Origin of the sequence: Bacillus cereus group sp. N21 (genome assembly GCF_016483395.1) — a bacterium.
In the GTDB taxonomy this organism is placed as follows: domain Bacteria; phylum Bacillota; class Bacilli; order Bacillales; family Bacillaceae_G; genus Bacillus_A; species Bacillus_A pseudomycoides.
This window is the reverse complement of sequence record NZ_JAEHBX010000030.1, coordinates 1-19,602: the sequence shown is the minus strand read 5'-3', so window position 1 is coordinate 19,602 and position 19,602 is coordinate 1. Positions and strand designations below refer to the sequence as shown.

The following is a 19,602-nucleotide window of genomic DNA, read 5'->3' as shown; positions in this document are numbered from 1 at the left end:
CAAATAATAAAGAAACCCCGGCATAATCGGTGTTATGCCAGGGTTTCTTTATTATTCATTCATATTCTTAATTTGTACTAATTCCTCTTGCCGCCCAAATCCGATCAATTTCCGCCGCGTGTTGTCCACCATATAGAAGAGCATCTGCTTGTTTAATCGCTTTTGCCCCATCACGGAATTTAGCATTTGGCGTTAATGACCAGTGCGATTGTAAAATGATTTTTGTGGCTACATCACGGCCAAAGGATTGTGCCATTTCATACTCTCCTTGGGACCAAATTTCTCCGTCTGCATGTACTTCATTTTGCACATCTCTTGGGTACACCTTATTATTATCTAATCGACGCAAACATGTTGGATTTGAACTTGAATAAGAAGTCGCATCCCATTCTCCTACACATGCTTTTCCATATCCTGTAGTTGATGTAGCATCTTCATAAGTTGCACCTAAGAAATCTCCAAATCCCTCTCCCATCGCCCCACCTTCTGGAGAACTACCAAAGCCCGGAACTTGATTATCTTGAATCGAATGCCCATATTCATGTGCGATGATTCCTGCATCTTCAGCATCATCTACTCCACCAGTTCCAAATGTTAAATCTTTTGTTGACGGGGAATAGAAAGAATTATCATCTCTCGTTCCGTTCACATTTACTTTAATAGAGCGATTGTTAATGTTCTTAAATCCTATTTGCTGGATATAACGTTGTAAAGTATCGATATGATAATATGCCATTACATCTTCAAAACTATCATTTGAACGTGTGTAATTAAATTGAAGAGTTGAAGATTTTGTTTTTGCCTTTGAAGAAATTGTGACATAATCTCCAACTAAAAAGCCTGTTCCATTTAAGCCTTTTAAAGTAACTGTTTTTAATTGATTATTTAATGCTGCTGAATCTGCATCATTATTATCCTTTAATCCAGTTACACTACCACTTGTTACGACAGGATTCGGCAAAAACACTTTCCCTGTTCCCTCCGCTTTACGGTTTATATCTACCTTTTTTAGTAGTTTTCCATTTTCAGCGTCAATGAATGTTTCCCATGCACCAAATGGTTGATTAGAGTGAACTACAACTCGGTATACAGGAATGGCAACTCCCTCTTCAATGATATACCCGAATTCTTTCATTGTTGGAGCCCATAAATTTTGTTCACTTTCTCCACCAACATATACCTTTGATTTTTGCTCTGCATCTTTTTCACTAATTTTTTGCTTTATTTCTTTCACATTTTGAACAGGCTGATAATCAGAAACAGCAAGCACCCCTTGTCCTTTCCCATTAAGAGTCACGGTTATTTGTTTTGAAAATACAGGGGAACCATTTACTACTTGTTGAAATCTAACATATGAAGCTACCTGTGTATCAGTAGTTGAAATATACTGTAAGTCTGATAAATCTGTCTTTAATGAATATTGCGCGGCATTCGCTTTTAAATATTCGGCTGCTTTTTCCTGAGGAGAATACCTGTCTATCTTTACTTGTTTCTCTTCTACCGCTGAAACAACCGATACTGTACCTAACACTAACGGTATTGCTGTAGCAATTGCTACCATCCTTTTTTTGAACATTAGAATCACTCTCCACTCTCTTAATAAATTTTGAATGTACGAGTAATTCTATAAGATCAATTATATTACCTTTATCTTTTTTATATTAATACAGAAAGTAATATTTTCTCAATATTTGTGTATCAAAATGATAAATACTTTCGAAAGATATTATTCGCTATGGATATTAAGCAGAAATGTTTGTTTTTAATTAGACATTTACCAGTCGTAACTCATATGGTGGCAATAAAAAAACGGGCTGTTTTTTACCTAACGATAGGTTGAAAAATGTTTTAATGCATGCTATTCTGAATATGATCTTACATGTTAGGAGGCTCAATTATGAGGAAAAGTGAGGAAACCCTTTCTGCAATAATCGAGGCAAGCTATCGTTTATTCGCAGAGCACGGAATCGCTAAGACCACATACACAATGATTGCCGAGGAAGTCGGAATCGCAAAACCATCTATTTATTATTACTTCAAATCTAAAGATGCGTTAATCGAAGGCTTATTTGATGAGCTATGTCAGGCAGTTCAATTTTCAACCTTCTTTAAGACTGATGAATTTACAAAAAACAATTTTATTGAAAAATGTATTGAAATTGGTGTAAACATAATCGATGAACAAGATAAAGATCCTTATTTTAACCGTGTCCTACAAGAATACTTGTTACTTGCATCTAGAAATAACAATTATAATGAACGGCTCCTTTCCATACAAAGAGAATATTTAAAGGGATTTGAAGCACTTCTTACTAAAGCAAATTCATTGCAACTTATTGAGGATGATAACCTGACAGCCAAAGCTCATATGCTCGCATTGGTGCTTGATAATATCGGGAATTTCATGATGTTTGATACAAACATGGATTATAAACAAATATGGATTGAAGCTGTGCATAGCATATTTAAAGGACGTGTTTCCCATGGAAATTAAAAGAAGAATTATTGGATTAGATTTTGCTAGAGCATGGGCTATGTTTGGAATGCTAATTGTTAATTTCATGGTTATAACCGGGGCTGAAGGTAATGGCCCCCCATGGTTAATAGCCTTTATGTCACTATTTGAGGGTCGCGCTTCTGCTCTATTTGTCATACTTGCAGGTATAGGAATCTCCCTTATGACTAAATCATCCGTTTCTAGTAGTACTCCAATTAAAATTATGGCTAGTCAAAAAATGATTTGGAAGCGATCGTTGTTCTTATTTGTATTAGGCTTATTGTTATACACAATCGACTGGACAGGTGATATATTACACTACTACGGCGTGTATCTCTTTATTGCAGCCTTCTTCATTACAATAAATAAAAAGATATTGCTTTGGTTATCGATACTCATTTTACTCATTACACAATACCTCCAATTAACCTTTAATGCCTTTGAAGGCTGGGGAGGCCCCATTCCTTTTATAAACTATATAGATTTCTGGTCAGTAAAAGGATTCCTCCGTAATTTATTCTTTAACGGCTACCACCCTATTTTCCCATGGTTCTCGTTCTTCTTAGTTGGTATGTTGATTGGACGAATGAATCTTCATAATAATAAAATTAGAAAAAAACTATTAATAATCAGCCTAATCATTTCAACAACTGCTGAATTGTTGTCAAAAGTATTGACTCATTTTTTCATCCCCTATATCGGAAAAGAATCCTCTACCTTTTTATTTAATACAGGACCTATTTTACCAAACATTTTATACATCTTATCTGCCACCGGATCTGCTTTAATAATCTTGATCCTTTGCTTATTTATTACTGAGAGGTATGAAAAAAATTGGTTTATTGGGGCCATCGTTAAAACCGGACAATTAACTTTAACTCATTATGTAAGTCACGTCATTTTAGGCATCGGAACATTGATCCTTTTACACAGACTTGAAAATCAATCTTTATCTTTCGTATTAATATTTGCCATTTGTTTCTTCATTTTTAGTATATTATTTAGTATTTTATGGAGAAATAAATTTTCTAGAGGACCTATAGAGTGGGTTATGAGAAAAACCACTGGATAAGTTATTAATTTATCACTCTATTTTTCCATATATAGGGGAATACTGTATAACATTATGTAATAAATTACTGATAACACATACTATTTTACATGGCATAATCCAAAGTTGAGGTAATGTATTGGAGACTTACACTTTTAACTCGATACGTTTGTCCGTTAATAAGACCGACTGAGCTTCTAATACCTCTTAACAGAGCTCTGTCCGCATGTGTTAAACTTGGATGAAAAGCTCCTTGTCCACTTTCTAACTTTGAAAGATCAAATAAATTGTTGTATTTCTTTTAAATAATAATAGTTAATTCATGCTTGATTTGAATAAGCATCTCAATAGTAATGAGATGCTTTGTTTTTGTCTGAGGAAATCATCAGTTTCTTTATTCATAACGTTCCTAAAATCGCTTCTGTATGATTGACTGACAGATGTTCCATGATGTTAATTAATATTGTTTAACGTCATTTGGTCGATTACAATCCATCTTTTTCTTCTCAGCTTCTTCTATATTCCATTCATCTCCCCAAAAAAGTGTAACTGTATCTTCAGCTTGCAAATTTTGATAAGCGTCTACTCTCTCTGTAACCCCATTATCAATTATATTTAACTCATCATTTAAGTTAATTATTGAAGGTTCAAATTCCTTTTCTGAATCATCTCGTTTATTAGTAGTCATACAACATCTCTCCTGTATAATGAAATACTTACCATACACAACGATAGTATTTCTATTTTATGTAAGCTTATACCTTTACGAACACTTGATTACGTATCTGTATGAATTATTTAAGGGCGCAACATATTTGTACCAGAGCCACTAATCGTATAGTATACATGTACTTTCAGATAGATAAGCAATGTTTATGTACACATAAAAAAGGAAGAGAATTTTTATAATTCTCTTCCTTTTTAAGTAGGGAAACTTTCATGTTCTTTAGTTATTCAGTTCATCGAAAAATGCTGTAGAATTTACCCTTTCTATTATAACAATATAAAATATAAATAAATTTGAAATATTATATATTGAAATTTATTTATATTGTTATAAGTACTTTCTATAATAATGGTATAAACATTTATCACATCTTACAAGAAAGAGGAGGAAATAATATGAAAATCGCAATGGCAGTTTTGAAATTTGTAGGTGGAGTACTTCCATTAGTTCAAGAACTTTTAAAAGCATTTTTGTAAGTTTATCATTCAGCAATTATTTATAAGGATTATCATACTTTTGTTTTATAAGGTAAAATAGCATTTTTGTTTAAATTTATACACAGTTTATATACAATTCAGACACATTTAACATGATGAGTTTCTGAAAATTGGTGGTAATATTAACTTGTTGAAAACGACATGTTTCGACAAATACAAATAACCCTCTTTACCCCTGAATCCCTGCCCGACATTCCGCAGGGATTCTTGTAATTTTTTACGCTCCATTCTCAAGTTACTTTTATAAAAAATTCGAACTTTCCATCTATATCCTATTTTTCATTTAGCTAGCTGGACTCAGTTTAATACGAACCTTTTTCTCACCTAAAGAAATTTCATCCTCTTCTTGTGACAATGCTTTAAACGTAAATTGTTTTACTAATAAATTTTCTTCTAATAAATCTTTATGCTTTGTTAGAGTGTTTTGTAATTCATCCTCTGTATCCAAAATAACATCTACTCGTAAATTAACTGGTAAATTCAATTGTTTTCGATACTCTTGAACAGCTCGAATAAATTCTCGCGCCACTCCTTCTTGTAATAGTTCATCTGTCACATTCGTATCTAACATTACCGTATATTGTCCATTTGTAGTATTAGAAAACCCTACTTTGGGTACTTGTTCTACTAATACATCTTCAAGCGTTACAACAACTTCTTCCCCAGATACAAGCTTACACAATGCTTTTTCAGTCGAAACAAAGTTTTGTACTTCTTCTTGCGATAATTGTTTTAGCCATTGATTTATAGCGTTAACGTTCTTCCCGAACTTCGGTCCTGCAGTCTTAAAATCGAGCTTTAATTGGTACGATGTATATTGTGTTTCATCTAATTCTACATGAAATGCTTTTACGTTCAGTTCATCCATAACAATATCACGATAGGATTCCCAGTCCACTTTCTGCTCATGGTGCTCAAGTAATACAAGCTCTGCTAATGGTTGCTTCACTTTTAATCCATGCTGATTTCGGTTGCTACGTCCCAACTCAACAACTTGTAAAACGGCATTCATTTCTTGCTCTAACTTGGTTTGAATAAGCTTTTCATCCGCTGTTGGATAATCTGTTAAATGAACACTATTTCCTTCTAAGTTAAGATGAATATCTTCCGCGACAAATGGAGTAAACGGAGCAAGTAATTTACTAAGCGTAACAAGCACTTCATGAAGCGTTTCATATGCAGCTGCCTTTTCAGGATTCATGCCAGACTCCCAAAAACGATTGCGCGAACGTCTTACATACCAGTTACTAACCTCATCTACAAGAACCGCAATTTCACGCGCTGCATTTGTAAATTGATACTCGTCTAATGCATTTCTTACTTGTTTCACTGTACTATGAAGACGTGATAATACCCACTCATCTAATTTCGTCCGCTTGACCTCATACTTTTCTTTTGGATTGTATTTATCTAAGTTTGTATATAAAACATAGAAGCTATATACATTCACAAGTGTATCTACTAGTTTTGACTTCGCCTCTTGCACAGTTCTTTCAGAAAAACGCTTTGCATTCCAAGGTGCACTATCAACAAGAAGTGCCCACCTTAATGCATCTGCACCAAATTTCTCGACTAATTCTACTGGATCTAATGCATTCCCTTTACTTTTAGACATTTTCTGTCCTTGTTCATCTAACACATGCCCAAGAGATAATACACGTTTATATGGTACTTTTCCGGTATATAAAGCCGCTACTGCTAATAAACTATAAAACCAACCACGCGTTTGATCGACACCTTCAGCGATTACATCAGCTGGAAATTGTTCCTCAAAAAGCTCTTTATTTTCAAACGGATAATGATACTGTGCAAATGGCATCGAACCGCTATCAAACCAAACGTCGATTACTTCTGGCGTACGAGTCATCGAACTACCACATTTTTCACAGCATACCTTCACTTCATCTACATACGGTTTATGCAGTTCTAAATTTTCTGCTGTATGCCCTACGCTATGTTTTCTTAATTCATCGATGCTCTTCGGTGCAAATTGATGATCACAGTTTTTGCATTCCCATACGTTTAACGGTGTTCCCCAGTATCGTTTTCGGCTAATATTCCAGTCCACCATATTCTCTAAAAACTTTCCAAATCGCCCATGTTTCATATGATCTGGATACCATGTGACTGCATCATTATTCTTTAAGAATGTCTCTTTGATCTCAGTTGTCCGAATGAACCAGCTTTCTCCAGCATAATACAAGAGTGGTGAATCACAGCGCCAGCAATGCGGATAACTATGTTCATATTTTTCTTTAGAGTATAACAATCCTTCCTGCGCTAAGTAACGAACAATATCAACATCACATTCTTTCACAAACTTCCCTTGTAAAAATGGAACAGCTTCCGTATACTTACCTTGTTCATCCACAACCTGAAGGAATGATAATCCTTGATTCTGTACAACTTTATAATCATCTTCTCCATACGCTGGTGCGATATGAACAAGCCCCGTACCACTATCTCCCGTAACAAAGTCTGCCGAAATAACACGATAGCCATTCGTAACTTCATCCATAGGAAATGGTGCTGCATATGAAGTACCTACTAATTCTTCTCCTTTATGGGTAGACAATACTTGATAATCTTCTTTTAATACATTGCTTGCCAGCTCTTTTGCAACAATATAAACCGAATCAGCTTGCTGTGCTTTCACATACTCCATATCTGGATGTACAGCAAGTGCTACATTGGCTGGAAGAGTCCATGGCGTTGTTGTCCATCCAAGAAAGTATTCATTTTGACTATGCAATACTTTAAACTTTACCGTTGCACTTAAATCTTTTACTGTTTTATATCCTTGCGCTACTTCATGTGAACTAAGTGATGTTTGACAACTTGGACAGTATGGCGAAACTCGATGTCCTTTATATAGCAGCCCTTTTTCATGAATAGTCCCAAGAATATGCCATACACTCTCGATATAAGGATTTTCCAAAGTTACGTACGGGGCTTCCATATCGACCCAATATCCAATGCTCTCAGTAAATTCACGCCACTGCTTCTCATACGTAAATACACTTTCTTTACATTTTTGAATAAATGGTTCAATTCCGTACTCTTCAATCTCATGTTTACCAGAAATACCAAGCTGTTTTTCAACTCCCAATTCTACCGGTAATCCGTGTGTATCCCATCCAGCTTTTCGAAGTACTTTATATCCAGTCATTGTTTTATATCTCGCTACTAAATCTTTAATCGTCCGTCCGAGCGCATGCCCCACGTGTGGCAGTCCATTTGCAGTTGGTGGCCCCTCATAAAAAACGAAAGATTGTGCACCTTCACGATTTCGAATGGATTGTTCAAAGATATTCTGCTTATTCCACTGCTTGCGAATTCGTGTTTCTCTCCCTACAGCTGATTCTTTTACATTTACCTTCTCCATTTACAATCACTCCTTTGAAAATTTGTAAAAGCACACAAAAAACCCGTCCCTATAAATAGGGACGGGTTTACCCGCGTTACCACCCTAATTCTATTAGCATCTTAACTAATAGCACTTAGCAACGTACTAACATACGCGTTCTTTGTAACGGTAGACATCCGTCCGAGCTTACTTTATTCAGCCACGACTCCTCGGAGATGATTTTCAAATAAAGTCTGTACACCGGCTTTCAGCAAGGCGCCGGCTCTCTGGGGAACAGTACAATATTTTACTCTTTCTCGTCTTCAGATTTGTATACTTTTATTAAAAGTTATTTTATTCCATGAAACAGACAATTGTCAATCAATTCAAAAATATATTTTCATTTTCGTCCTAGTTCTCGAATTTTATACATCATGAACAGTTGCTATTACTTTATTGTTTCCCACACTTCCTCTAACTCTTCATCTTCTTCTGCAAGCTCTGCAAAAAATCCAGTTTCATCCTCATGAAGAACAGTTTCAAGTTCTGCTTTCGCTTCAGCATTTCGATTTAAAACAGCTAAATAGCATGCTCTGTTGTATCGAACTAATAAATCTGAAGAATCAAAAGATAGTATATGATTTGTTAGTTCTTCTGCCCTTTCTGTTTTTCCAATCTGATGATAAGACGCTGCTAAAGCGAGAAACATTGCATGATCTTGCGGATGGTGCAGTACTCCCTCTTCCAGCATTGCAATAGACTCTTCAAATCTTTCTTCACTTTGATATATTTCCGCTAGAGCAAGGAATGCACGGCTCACAAAAGGCATTCTTTCGATTAATTGTAAACAGATCTTTTCTGCCTGTTTTTCTTCCCCTAACATGAACAAAACATTTGAATGTAACATGAGCATGTCATAATCATTTGGCTCTTCTTTACTCATCTGCTTTATTATTTCAAGAGCATCTCTTAACATCTCTTCATTTTCATCACCATGTTCGATGAGAAGATTTACAAGTTGCCGTGCCGCGCTAGTATTCCAAATGTTTTCTAAAGATGTTTGTAATACATCTATCGCTTCTGTAATCATATTCCCATTTTCATAAAATATCGCTAAACGCTGCGCTGCCATACTATTTTTAGCATTAAATTTTAAGGAAATTTCAAATAAATCAATAACAATTGTAATAAGGGAAATTTCTTTCGCACGGTTTTTCATTCGATAAAATGCTCTTGTAAGGATTGATTTCTTTGGCTCTTCATTTTGTTGTTGCTTACTCAGTCTCTCAGCAAGTGCAGATGCAGCATACATAAATGCAGTACTTCTTTCTTTTTTCTTAATTGGCAGCAAATGAAGGGAATCTCGTATTTGAGATAATTTCCGCCTTTGTTCCATCGCTTGAACATACACTTCAAATACACGTTCATTTTCAATATCTTGCTTTATTAAATTTGTAACAAATGTAATTGCTTCCGGATTTCGCTTTTTAACAAGTACTTTTGCATAATGATATCGTACTTCCACATGTTCTTCATCCATTTGCAAAGCTTCTTCCATTAGTTCTTGTTCTTTATCTACATCTTTCATGGCGCCATATACATATGCAAGAGCGTCTAAACGCCACATTTCATTCACTCTGCCAGCCAATTTCTCTAACTCAGATAGAAGCTCTTTATGAAGAGAATTTTCTACTGAAAGCTCTGCCAAATACTCCATATTTACAATCATCGGTTCTTGGATCATTGCCTGAAGCATATGATGTTGTTCTTTTAAACGGTTTTCTTCTTTTTCGTATATTTCCGCTAACTTCAAATGTACTCCTATAAAGTTTGCATCTATTTCTAAGCAAGATTCATATGCTCTTTTTGCGTCTTCCAATTCCCCTAATACCATAAGGGATTCACCAATACGAAAATACGGAAGAGTACTCGGTCTATGCTTTATTGCTTGATTGTATCGTTTCATTGCTTGATCGTATTGTCCAAGAGATTCATATAAAATACCAGCATAACAGCCATACTCGGTAATATCCGCTCTTTCTTTTTCTAGTTTTCTTAAAAATGCTATCCCACGTTGTACAAATGGTGTCCCTTCAACTCTATTTACATATTCCTCCAAAACATTCGCTATATTATTTTTCAAACATCGGATGCCATTTTCTAACTTTGACAACGCTATCTTTAATTGTTCTTCATTAGCCCCTAATTCCATTTCAGCGTCCCACAATACCATTCCTGCATTCATTAGAAACTCATCATTTTGTTCAAATTTCTTTTCCATGCTGAAAATATAATGCTTTGCATCATTATACTGTTCTTTTGCCATATAAATTTGAACTAAACCAAAATGAGAATAAATGTCTCCATCATTTCCTTCTAAAGAACGTTTATATATTTTTTCAGCTTCTTCAAATTCATCATTTTGAAAATACAAATCCCCTAATCGAGTATATAATGATGATGATTCTTCGCAATTTTCGATACCCTGCGATAAAATTGCTTCTGCACTCTTCTTATCTTCTAGATCTGATTCATATATTTCTGAGAGTTTTACATATGGATATGGTACCGTTTTGTCTAATTGAATGGCGATGCGAAGTCCTTTGATTGCTAAATGCAATTTCTCCATTTGATGCGCACATTTGGCTCTTTCATACCATATATGTGCTTCATACTTATATTCTTTCAATAAATCATTAAACACTTCATATGCTTCCTCATAACGCTCTAAATCCATTAAAACTAAACCATGATTCACAAGAATAAACCTATCAGGATGACGTTGCAATGCAATTTGCGACATTTGCAAGCCCTGTTCAGACTGATCTATATACATATATGATAATGCCAGAAAACTCCATGCGATTGGCTGATCCGCATCTAATTGTAACGATGAGCAGAAGCTAGAAATTGCTTCCTCATACTCTTCTTTCTCTAAAGAATAACGGCCATGTATAAAATGATACAATGCTTGATTATTCTTCTTCTCAACACTTCGCAAGACATCACTAGCCCGCTCCAAATCTTGAATACGGATAAAGCATTGTGCACTATGTAGCTTAACAAAATCTGAATCCGGATATCTTTCCATTAACCTTTCAGCACAAAAAAGAATAAACTCTTGATTCACTTCAACATCCATATGTTTGATTGTGTATAACCACGTGTATGGATTTTCATTTGTCTCTTGTAAAAATGATACGAGTTTTTCAATCCCTTTTTTATCCTGCTCTTCTAAATGATCCGTCAGAGAGAATAGCTTTCGGAAGTATACATCTTCCTCTTCTACTAAAAATGACAATTGTTCCTTTTTCTCCTTAGGAACAAATACGATAGATAAACCATCGGTGTAGCGATATCTTTCCTGTAACTTCTCATATTCAACAAAAAGCGGTTCCAAGAAATTAGGATCTTGAACAAAAAAAGATTGTAACTGATCATCATATCCAGAAAGAACTTGAACATGGGATGCATGTTCAATATCTATACTTAATAAAACAGGAATATTTTGATCGAGTAATGCTTTATAGTTCTTTTCGTTCCCCTTGAAATAACGACAAACATAGCCCAATTCTTCTAAATAAGTAACCGTATCTGAAAATTTTGATCCTGTTACATCAAATATATGATTTGCGACTTCATCTTGTGTACGACTTTCTCCCCATAAGCGAAGCATTATCTCCAAGCTCGCTGGAACACAATAATTATCTTTTTGTGCGATTGGTACTAATGGCAATCTTACTTTTTTCCTATTTGGGTATTTTTCTATATTATGATATAGTGACTCCTTCAAACATACTTCCGTTTTTAATAGAGCAAGTAACTCCTCGTTCTTATTCATTTTATACAACGCTTCTGCACGTAAATGTGTAAAATAAGCTTTATACGAATGGTACGGTAATATCTGATCGATCTTATCTATTACAGTTAACATTTCCTCATAACACTGTAAATCTAGTAAATGTTTCACCTTTTCGAAATAAAAATACGGTACTTGCGGAAACTGATCTATCGCATCATTAATCAATTGCAATGCTCGTTTCTGTTCACCTTTATATGCATATAGCTGTGATAATAAATAAACCGCTAGTTCTTCATTTTCCTTATGTTCCATCCCAGCTAAAAGTGAGTGCTCCGCTTTCTCCCATTCTCCTATTTGTATATAAAAATAGCCCCATTTATCAAAGACTGGACGTGTACTATAACTCTCAGCTTTTTCCATATATTGGAATGCTTCTTCATTTCGTTTCATTTCTAAAAGGCATCTTACTAATGTAAAGTAGGCTTTTGATAAAATATCAGAATCTATTTGTTCTGCCTTTATATCGTCCAAAGCGTCTTTTAATAACTTTTCAGCATCAAGTACTTTTCGGTCATCAATTAGCTCATCACAATATAAAGAGAGCGTTCTCATATTTGGAAATTTTTTATATGAATAGCGAATTAGGAAGGCACTATATTGATGCATAAGCCCTTCATCTGTAAGACGGATTAGCGTATCAAATTCCTCATGCCCTGAAATCAAAGAAAGCCATTCCTTCACATAGGAGAACATATTGGTTTCTTTTATATGTGCAATTTCGTTATTTACATCCTGTAATCCATCTACAAATCGTTTCTCCTTCAAACACATCTCTAATCGCCTAAATTCTAACATGCATTCACCTCTAGTAATTATTTTTCTTGCGCATCAGTAAGCAGTATTCTTATCCGCTTGCTTAGATTCTACACAGCTTATATCATGTATTCAATTAAAATCTTATATAATCCTCGATAATAGAAAATATTATTTAAATTATAGTTTAAAAAGAATAAAAATAACTATTTTTTCATGTATTTTGTTTAATTTGGTGAAATAAAATTTATTTTATTAAGTTAATCACCACTTATAAATCAAAATTTTATACGGTGTTTGTATCCCATCTAAACTTCTTTACTTTCGCTGAATTTTGGGGTGGGTCTTATTTCCTGAAATAACGGGACATAACAATTCCCATCCTTTTATTGACAAAACAAATATTTCCACATATATTATAAATAAATACTAAACGTTTAGTATTCTATATTTTCTATTTGAACGGAGGATACATATGACACGTTTAATGGTGCTAGGTTTACTCATGCAATACGGTCCTATGTCTGGATACGAATTACAACAAGCTATGCAATCAGCACAAACAGACACTTGGGCAGGTGTTTTTCCCGCTTCGATTTATCATGCTTTAAAAAAAATGGATAAAGAAGGATTAGTAGAGCTTGATGCCGTTGAAAAAACGGGCAATCGTTCCAAAGCAATTTATAGTGTTACACCTGCTGGAAAAGATGAATTCTATACACTCATGCTTCAGTCATTCCAGCAATCTTCAGTCGTATTCCCAACAGAGTTATATACAGCACTTACTTTTTTCGATACAAATACTGTTTCTCTTGAACACATTTCATCCGCCTTACAAGATCAAAAAAAGAAAATTATAGAAATGTACGAGAATATGAAAGCTGGACAATCTATTAAAGAAAAAATGATAGACATTCCAGAGCATGTGAGCCTGATTTTTGAAAATATTTATGAACAATGTGAAATACAGCTACGTTTCATTGAAAAAATGGAAAAAATGTTATCTCGATTAGAAAATAAGAAGAACACGGAGGAAAAATGATGGAAGCTAGGTTAAAAATGTCTCGCGTGCAAAAAGCTTCGTTATGGGTTGTAGCAGTAGCTGTCTTTACGGATATGCTCATCTACGGAATGATTGTCCCAATCTTACCACGGTACGCAGAAACACTAGGTGCTTCCCAAACAGAGATTGGCTTTTTATTCGGTAGTTACGCTATTACTTTACTTCTTGCTACTCCTATTTTAGGAGTGGTTTCCGATAAGGTTGGAAGACGCCTCCCTATGATTCTAGGCTTATTTGGACTTGCAGCAGCGACTCTATTATTCGGACTTGCAAATAGTTTCTGGTTGCTCGTGCTCGCAAGAATGCTACAAGGTATATCTGCAGCAGCAACATGGACAGCTGGATTAGCACTTCTAGCAGATGTGTTCCCTCTGCAAGAACGCGGAAAGGCCATGGGTCTCGCTTTATCGGGACAAGCAGCTGGGATGCTCCTTGGTCCAACAATCGGCGGGGCACTTTATCAATGGGGAGGGTATCATCTTCCCTTTATTATCGCTGCCAGTATTGCACTCATTGATGGTATATTACGAATAACATTACTTCATAATGAACCAAAATCCAGCTCAAACCAACGAATTAGCTATCGATCTATCTTGAATATGCGTTCCCTATTTATTATGATCGGTATTATTATTCTAGGATCGGCCTTACCTAGCGCTTTAGAGCCAACTCTTCCACTCTACTTACAAGACACCTTACACCTTAGCCCTGGGACAATCGGACTCCTATTTGCCGTTCCAACTCTCGCATATGGATTTACCGCACCAATCATTGGCACACTTTCAACTAAAATTGGCAGAAAACAAACGATGGCAGTAGGCATAGCTTTGGCTGCTTTATGTTTCCCATTTACAGTGATTGTTTCTCATACCGCCCTGGAAATATTTGTACTTGCTATCCTTGGAATTAGTTTTAGCCTTTTACTAGCACCTGCTTTACCAGAACTTACATATCTCGCAGACAAAAACGGAGTTCATGCATATGGAATACTTTTTGCAATCTATAATACAGCCTACTCAATTGGTATGTTTTTCGGACCGATGCTTAGCGGAAGTTTATCAGATTTATTTGGATTTACAAATGCTTTCTACATATTTAGTGTTCTTCTTTTATGTTATCTGTGCTTGTTTTTGTGGAAAATGAAAAAATGACATTAGGTTATTACTATGAACAAAATACGACCTCCAGCATATATCGTATGTTGGAAATCTTATCACGTTAATTTATTTTAATGGTTAATCACTTACTTATTACTAAAACACTTCATCTCTCATTCTCTAAATTATTTCCATCAACATAAAAAAATAAGAACTGGCACATCAAAAAAACCCGTGAATTATTCACGGGTTTCCCCTTTCAAAAGCTAATCGCAATTGTTCCAGCACCTGCATGAACAGCAAAAGATATAGGAAGTGGGTAAATTAAAAACTTCATTTCAGGAAATACTGCTCTGAAATTAGCAATCCATTCTTCTGCCCCTTCTTCATCATTCGCATGGAAAACATGGACTACTTTCGGCATTTCTTTTTCAAGTTCGCTTCGCATATATTCTTTACATTTTTGTATTTTACGAACTTTCTTCTCCAACACAAGTTCGCCATGTTTTACTTCTAGAATTAGGTTTACACTTAGTAGACTGCCTAGTATAAATTGTACACCTTTCACACGTCCACTTGCATATAGACCTTTCAAATCCTTTGGAAATACATAATAAGGACTACGTTCCACATGTTGTATTGTCTTTTGTATATCTTGTAAAGTCATACCCTTACGGTATAACGTTTGCGCTTTTGTTAAAATTTCATCCATTGGATAACTCGTTGTTTCACTATCTATTACAACTAGAGGAAATCCTGCCATTTCTGCTGCAAGTATCATATTTTGATAAGTGCCACTTACTTTCCCACTAATTGTGATTGCAAATCCCTCTTCATATTCTTCTTTACATTTAGAAAAGAGTGCAACCATATCTCCAAAATTAGGTTGTGACGTAGTTACAGTTATACCCTGTTTTAATGCATCGTAGACACGTTCACGAACACCTTCTTCACAGTCTTTGTAAGCCGTTCCATTAATAACAATTTCAATCGGTATAACAAAATTATCTGCACTTGTTGTAAAGTTTGCAGTTGTACTATCAGTAAACCAAGCAACACGTTTCATGTTGTTCCTCCCTTGTGCGCGTCCTTTTCTCGGACTTTTCTCACAATTCTATCTATTCTAGTTATAAAAAAGGACTATGCTTGTTATCATAACAAGACTATCTCTGTTTTTCCATAGGAAATGGGTGATTTAAGCGAGGTTTTCAAAATTAATATCGAATCTATTTTCATTCGTACACGATTTTGACATATTTTCTTTTAGAAAATACTATCAAACTAAAAAATAAGACTTCTAACATGTATACAGCGTTAGAAGTCCTAACTCATTTCTTTATTTACATTACTTGCTTTTCACTATGCCAAAAGTAATTTTCATACTTGGAGCATATACTAAAGAAGAATCTATAGTGAATGCTTTAGAAAATTGTAATTCTGCTTCGTACTGCACCATCGCTTCATTGTATATCAGCCCTCGATTTATTAAACGTTCAATGAATTCTTCTTTTTCAGCAGGAGTATTACCGATTCCCTCTTCCTTGAGTGATTGATACAATTGCTGTTTATCTCTTTGATCCTCATTAACATTAAGAAAATTAATCTTATCACTAACTCTACATTCAATATTTTCTACCCCTAGATCACTTAGATATGTTGGTAATTTAATACCGATGTTTCCATCTTTACCATTTCGTTTTGCATCTTTTTCAAATAATTTTTGAAGAACACCAATCTGAACAATTTCTGATTGCTCTAGATTGTTAAGACTATACGAAGACATATTCGAAATCCAATGTGGTTCAAAGCATATGATATTACCTTCATCAACGACCGAGTCTATCATTTTTTGTAACATTGTCTTTGGATCGTTCATATGTAATAAAAAAGCATGACATACTGCTATATCATACTTACTTTCTAATTTAATTTCAGTAACATCTGCCTCAAGAAAGTCTGCTTCATATGGAAGAATGCGGAATAACTCTCTTGCTTTATTAATTAGTTTCTTCCCCTTATCAATTCCTGTATATCTAGACCCTATTGGTAACAGAGGTAATAGTTTCAGACCTAAATAACCATATCCACAACCATAGTCAACAATATGAACTGGTTTAGAGATTTTCCAAACTGAATTCACCAAAAAACTTAGATAATCATCGTTATAATATAGATCCCTTGTATTTCTCAAATACTCCAACTTATTATCCCAATCATACTCTTTCAATTGAGCTACCTCCTTCTGTTTATATTGAAATTGCTGATTTCGTTCCCTACTTTGAGCAAATGATAAAAATATTTTCTAGATATAAAAACACTTTTTCATGTCCATAAGTTCTTAATGTATCTAGACATCTGTTCAGCTCATTTAGACAAAATGTATTTGATAAATTGAAGCCAAATTAGATTTTTATAACATTTCCAATCAATTTAATATCTTCTCCATCAATAACTATCCCATCACCATCTTTACAAGCATAAATTGTCCTATTTTTCAGCCTGGAATAATCCTTTAATAATTCTAAATATTTTTCACTTTGCTCCTCACTCCAATGAGGCATAAAATCAAAATCTACAAAACCTAAAGAGCTTCTATCCTCTAGTCCTATAATATCCTCGTCTACAAATTGAGCTGTATCAATACTTTTAGTAGATATTATACTACCTGCACTAACACCAATTAAAACCCCACCATTTTCCACATAAGATTTTAATGAATGTAATAAATTTCTTTTTCGTAGGGAATTTAAAAAGCGAAATGTATTTCCACCTGAAAGATGTATTGCATCATAATTAAATATGTTATTAACCTTTCTTTCATCATATTCTTTATCTAAATCAAAATATTCTACTTTGCTAATTCCTAAATCTCTATAATATTTAACTACATTATTAAAATACTTTCCTGTTTCATCTGAAGATGATCGAAGATATGCTATTGAAGGGTTTTCTTTATTTAATAACCTTAAAAGCTCATAATCCAATTTTCTATCTTCTTGTATTTGATCGCTATATAATATCATTTTTCTCATTAAAATCCCCCATTTTCCATTTAAAAATTTCTTAATTTTCAGTTTTATGATCTTCTTTTTGACCTCTTTCACTTGTAAAGCTTAATACTAATTTTACAATATATCTCTATCTTTTTTGGATATATTGTAAATAATATAAAGTGAAGGCTAATAATCAGTGGAGGTTTCCTTCATTCCCTCCGATTATTAGCCTTCATCAATTTGGCTTTTACGGGTAGTTTATCTCCCACCTAACTTCTTATTTCTTCGGAGTTTTACTGTACGTAAATAGCTGTCCAGAGACACCTATCATCGTTACTATAAAAGCTTATATACTCCATAATAACGTACATAGTTCTTCCTTTTGAAACAATTATTATCGTTACTGAGATCCTATTCTAATGATTACATTTATTACTGTTACTCATATAGAATTTCTAATTCCACCTTGAGTATAAATGTACATCTATACATTTATACTCGTATTCATTTAAAGTTGTAACATTAAATATTTATCTTTTCTTCTCCACTTAAAAATTGTTAATTTAGATATACAGAAACAATACTTTAAAAATTCAACAGGTGTAAATGTAGCTTTGAAATAAACATTGATCAAAAACAACTCGAAAACCCTCATTTCACAATAAATAATAAGAAACCATTTTGAAGAAAGATGCTAGCTTTTTTATATAATTTTCGAAATCGGAAGTTGTTTATAAATGATCAGTTCTTATATTGTATAATAGTGCCGTTTGTATCTTTAAATTCTAAAACAGTCGTAATGAGATCTAACGCTTTTGGACCATCATCTAATTTATTAGGAAGGATCACGTACCATAAACTCCATCCTTTATACTTTGGTTCGTTTGGTAAGAATTTATCTAAATCTACAATATGTCCTGGGGTGGATTCATATGATACCTTGCTAATAGATGGGTTCTTAAGATAACCAGAAATAACTTTTCCATTTGATATTCCCATAGTAGGTGATATACCAGAATCTTGTACTTCTAACTCACTTACATTTGTTCCTCCTGTCATCCCACTAACAGTCCATTTTCCATTTTTTATTTCTAAATCTGCTATTGAAATGTAATCACTAGGTGTAACAAAAAAGGCTGTTTTTCCATCTATTTTTATAATACGCTCTAAAACAGAATATTTATTTGTTTCTGCATCACTTGTTGGTTTTAATCCGTGCTTTAATGCTTCTTGTGGTGTATCGTATCCTTTTGAAATCGAACAGCCACTAATGATAAGGGTTAAGGAACCTAATATATGATATTTTCTAAGTTTTTCATGCAAAAATCATTCCTCCTATCACCTGTAAAAATATAGATTTATTACATTCTATCACTGTAGAGTTAGAATAAGTCGTACATTTTTTAATGCATATCGTATACATCTGAAGTTTACATAACACCACTTATCAGTAGTCAATAACGAAAATGAGAAAGCAGCAACGATATAGTTGCTGCTTTCTTCAATCAAAATATTAAGAATATATGCTTGTTAACTTATAAATTGATATTTAAATTCATGTTATGCTTGGTATTTACTGGTTCGTTGCACGAAACCAACATCTCTAGCAAGATCTCGTAAGATATTTGGAGATAAAAAACTTTGAATCTCTTGAGCAAATAGTTGTAATTCATCAGATACAGAAATAGACATACAAAAACGCCATCCTTTCCTATG

The 19,602-nt window shown here is 34.1% G+C and carries 13 protein-coding genes, 1 pseudogene and 1 other annotated feature; of the genes and pseudogenes, 5 read left to right on the top strand and 9 right to left on the bottom strand.

Features of this window, described 5'->3' with window-relative positions; all coding sequences use genetic code 11:
* Positions 1 to 67: 67 nt before the first annotated feature.
* Positions 68 to 1,576, bottom strand: coding sequence for a M36 family metallopeptidase (locus JDS96_RS17185; protein ID WP_018766452.1), 1,509 nt, complete (start codon positions 1,574 to 1,576; stop codon positions 68 to 70).
* A gap of 321 nt (positions 1,577 to 1,897) precedes the next feature.
* Between JDS96_RS17185 and JDS96_RS17180 the strand changes: the two genes are divergently transcribed.
* Complete coding sequence (locus tag JDS96_RS17180; protein ID WP_199667550.1) at positions 1,898 to 2,494, top strand: TetR/AcrR family transcriptional regulator; 597 nt, start codon at positions 1,898 to 1,900, stop codon at positions 2,492 to 2,494.
* Positions 2,484 to 3,569, top strand: coding sequence for a DUF418 domain-containing protein (locus JDS96_RS17175; protein ID WP_199667549.1), 1,086 nt, complete (start codon positions 2,484 to 2,486; stop codon positions 3,567 to 3,569). Before JDS96_RS17180 ends, JDS96_RS17175 begins: the two co-directional genes overlap by 11 nt.
* Before the next feature lie 15 nt (positions 3,570 to 3,584).
* On the opposite strand, the pseudogene JDS96_RS32175 reads toward JDS96_RS17175, so the two are convergent.
* Together JDS96_RS32175 and JDS96_RS17170 are read right to left on the bottom strand one after the other, a co-directional pair.
* Positions 3,585 to 3,840, bottom strand: a pseudogene (locus JDS96_RS32175) (histidine kinase); the annotation flags it as partial.
* Positions 3,841 to 4,005: 165 nt separating this feature from the next.
* A complete protein-coding gene (locus JDS96_RS17170) occupies positions 4,006 to 4,236 on the bottom strand; it encodes a hypothetical protein (protein WP_199667548.1) in 231 nt (76 codons plus the stop codon).
* A gap of 332 nt (positions 4,237 to 4,568) precedes the next feature.
* On the opposite strand from JDS96_RS17170, the gene JDS96_RS33060 reads away from it, so the two are divergent.
* Entirely contained in the window at positions 4,569 to 4,751 is a 183-nt protein-coding gene (locus JDS96_RS33060) for a hypothetical protein (protein ID WP_033794835.1), read from the top strand.
* A gap of 304 nt (positions 4,752 to 5,055) precedes the next feature.
* On the opposite strand, the gene ileS is transcribed toward JDS96_RS33060, so the two are convergent.
* Positions 5,056 to 8,157 (bottom strand): isoleucine--tRNA ligase, encoded by a 3,102-nt coding sequence (gene ileS / locus JDS96_RS17165; protein ID WP_199667547.1) that lies wholly within the window; start codon positions 8,155 to 8,157, stop codon positions 5,056 to 5,058.
* 54 nt (positions 8,158 to 8,211) lie between these two features.
* Positions 8,212 to 8,451, bottom strand: a binding site (T-box leader).
* 115 nt (positions 8,452 to 8,566) lie between these two features.
* Complete coding sequence (locus JDS96_RS17160; protein ID WP_199667546.1) at positions 8,567 to 12,775, bottom strand: C39 family peptidase; 4,209 nt, start codon at positions 12,773 to 12,775, stop codon at positions 8,567 to 8,569.
* Between the two features lie 433 nt (positions 12,776 to 13,208).
* Between JDS96_RS17160 and JDS96_RS17155 the strand changes: the two genes are divergently transcribed.
* Together JDS96_RS17155 and JDS96_RS17150 are read left to right on the top strand one after the other, a co-directional pair.
* Positions 13,209 to 13,775 (top strand): PadR family transcriptional regulator, encoded by a 567-nt coding sequence (locus JDS96_RS17155; RefSeq protein ID WP_003197308.1) that lies wholly within the window; start codon positions 13,209 to 13,211, stop codon positions 13,773 to 13,775.
* Positions 13,775 to 14,947, top strand: coding sequence for an MFS transporter (locus tag JDS96_RS17150; RefSeq protein WP_003197306.1), 1,173 nt, complete (start codon positions 13,775 to 13,777; stop codon positions 14,945 to 14,947). The genes JDS96_RS17155 and JDS96_RS17150 overlap by 1 nt, the downstream gene beginning before the upstream one ends.
* Positions 14,948 to 15,152: 205 nt before the next feature.
* Here JDS96_RS17150 and JDS96_RS17145 read toward each other — a convergent pair whose 3' ends face one another.
* The 4 genes from JDS96_RS17145 to JDS96_RS17130 form a co-directional block, all read right to left on the bottom strand.
* Entirely contained in the window at positions 15,153 to 15,959 is an 807-nt protein-coding gene (locus JDS96_RS17145; protein ID WP_199667545.1) for a DegV family protein, read from the bottom strand.
* 279 nt (positions 15,960 to 16,238) lie between these two features.
* Positions 16,239 to 17,120, bottom strand: a complete 882-nt coding sequence (locus tag JDS96_RS17140) for a methyltransferase domain-containing protein (protein WP_199667544.1) — start codon at positions 17,118 to 17,120, stop codon at positions 16,239 to 16,241.
* A 175-nt stretch (positions 17,121 to 17,295) separates the two neighbouring features.
* Positions 17,296 to 17,925 (bottom strand): Type 1 glutamine amidotransferase-like domain-containing protein, encoded by a 630-nt coding sequence (locus JDS96_RS17135; protein ID WP_026008632.1) that lies wholly within the window; start codon positions 17,923 to 17,925, stop codon positions 17,296 to 17,298.
* A gap of 702 nt (positions 17,926 to 18,627) precedes the next feature.
* Positions 18,628 to 19,209: a hypothetical protein gene (locus JDS96_RS17130; RefSeq protein ID WP_199667543.1), complete on the bottom strand. Its 582-nt coding sequence runs from the start codon at positions 19,207 to 19,209 to the stop codon at positions 18,628 to 18,630.
* Between the last annotated feature and the right edge of the window lie 393 nt (positions 19,210 to 19,602).

Excerpts from the sequence above, each read along its gene's own strand:
- JDS96_RS17185 (WP_018766452.1), bottom strand. The coding sequence starts at position 1,576 with ATGTTCAAAAAAAGGATGGTAGCAATTGCTACAGCAATACCGTTAGTG.
- JDS96_RS17180 (WP_199667550.1), top strand. The coding sequence starts at position 1,898 with ATGAGGAAAAGTGAGGAAACCCTTTCTGCAATAATCGAGGCAAGCTAT.
- JDS96_RS17175 (WP_199667549.1), top strand. The coding sequence starts at position 2,484 with ATGGAAATTAAAAGAAGAATTATTGGATTAGATTTTGCTAGAGCATGG.
- JDS96_RS17170 (WP_199667548.1), bottom strand. The coding sequence starts at position 4,236 with ATGACTACTAATAAACGAGATGATTCAGAAAAGGAATTTGAACCTTCA.
- ileS (WP_199667547.1), bottom strand. The coding sequence starts at position 8,157 with ATGGAGAAGGTAAATGTAAAAGAATCAGCTGTAGGGAGAGAAACACGA.
- JDS96_RS17160 (WP_199667546.1), bottom strand. The coding sequence starts at position 12,775 with ATGTTAGAATTTAGGCGATTAGAGATGTGTTTGAAGGAGAAACGATTT.
- JDS96_RS17155 (WP_003197308.1), top strand. The coding sequence starts at position 13,209 with ATGACACGTTTAATGGTGCTAGGTTTACTCATGCAATACGGTCCTATG.
- JDS96_RS17150 (WP_003197306.1), top strand. The coding sequence starts at position 13,775 with ATGGAAGCTAGGTTAAAAATGTCTCGCGTGCAAAAAGCTTCGTTATGG.
- JDS96_RS17145 (WP_199667545.1), bottom strand. The coding sequence starts at position 15,959 with ATGAAACGTGTTGCTTGGTTTACTGATAGTACAACTGCAAACTTTACA.
- JDS96_RS17135 (WP_026008632.1), bottom strand. The coding sequence starts at position 17,925 with ATGAGAAAAATGATATTATATAGCGATCAAATACAAGAAGATAGAAAA.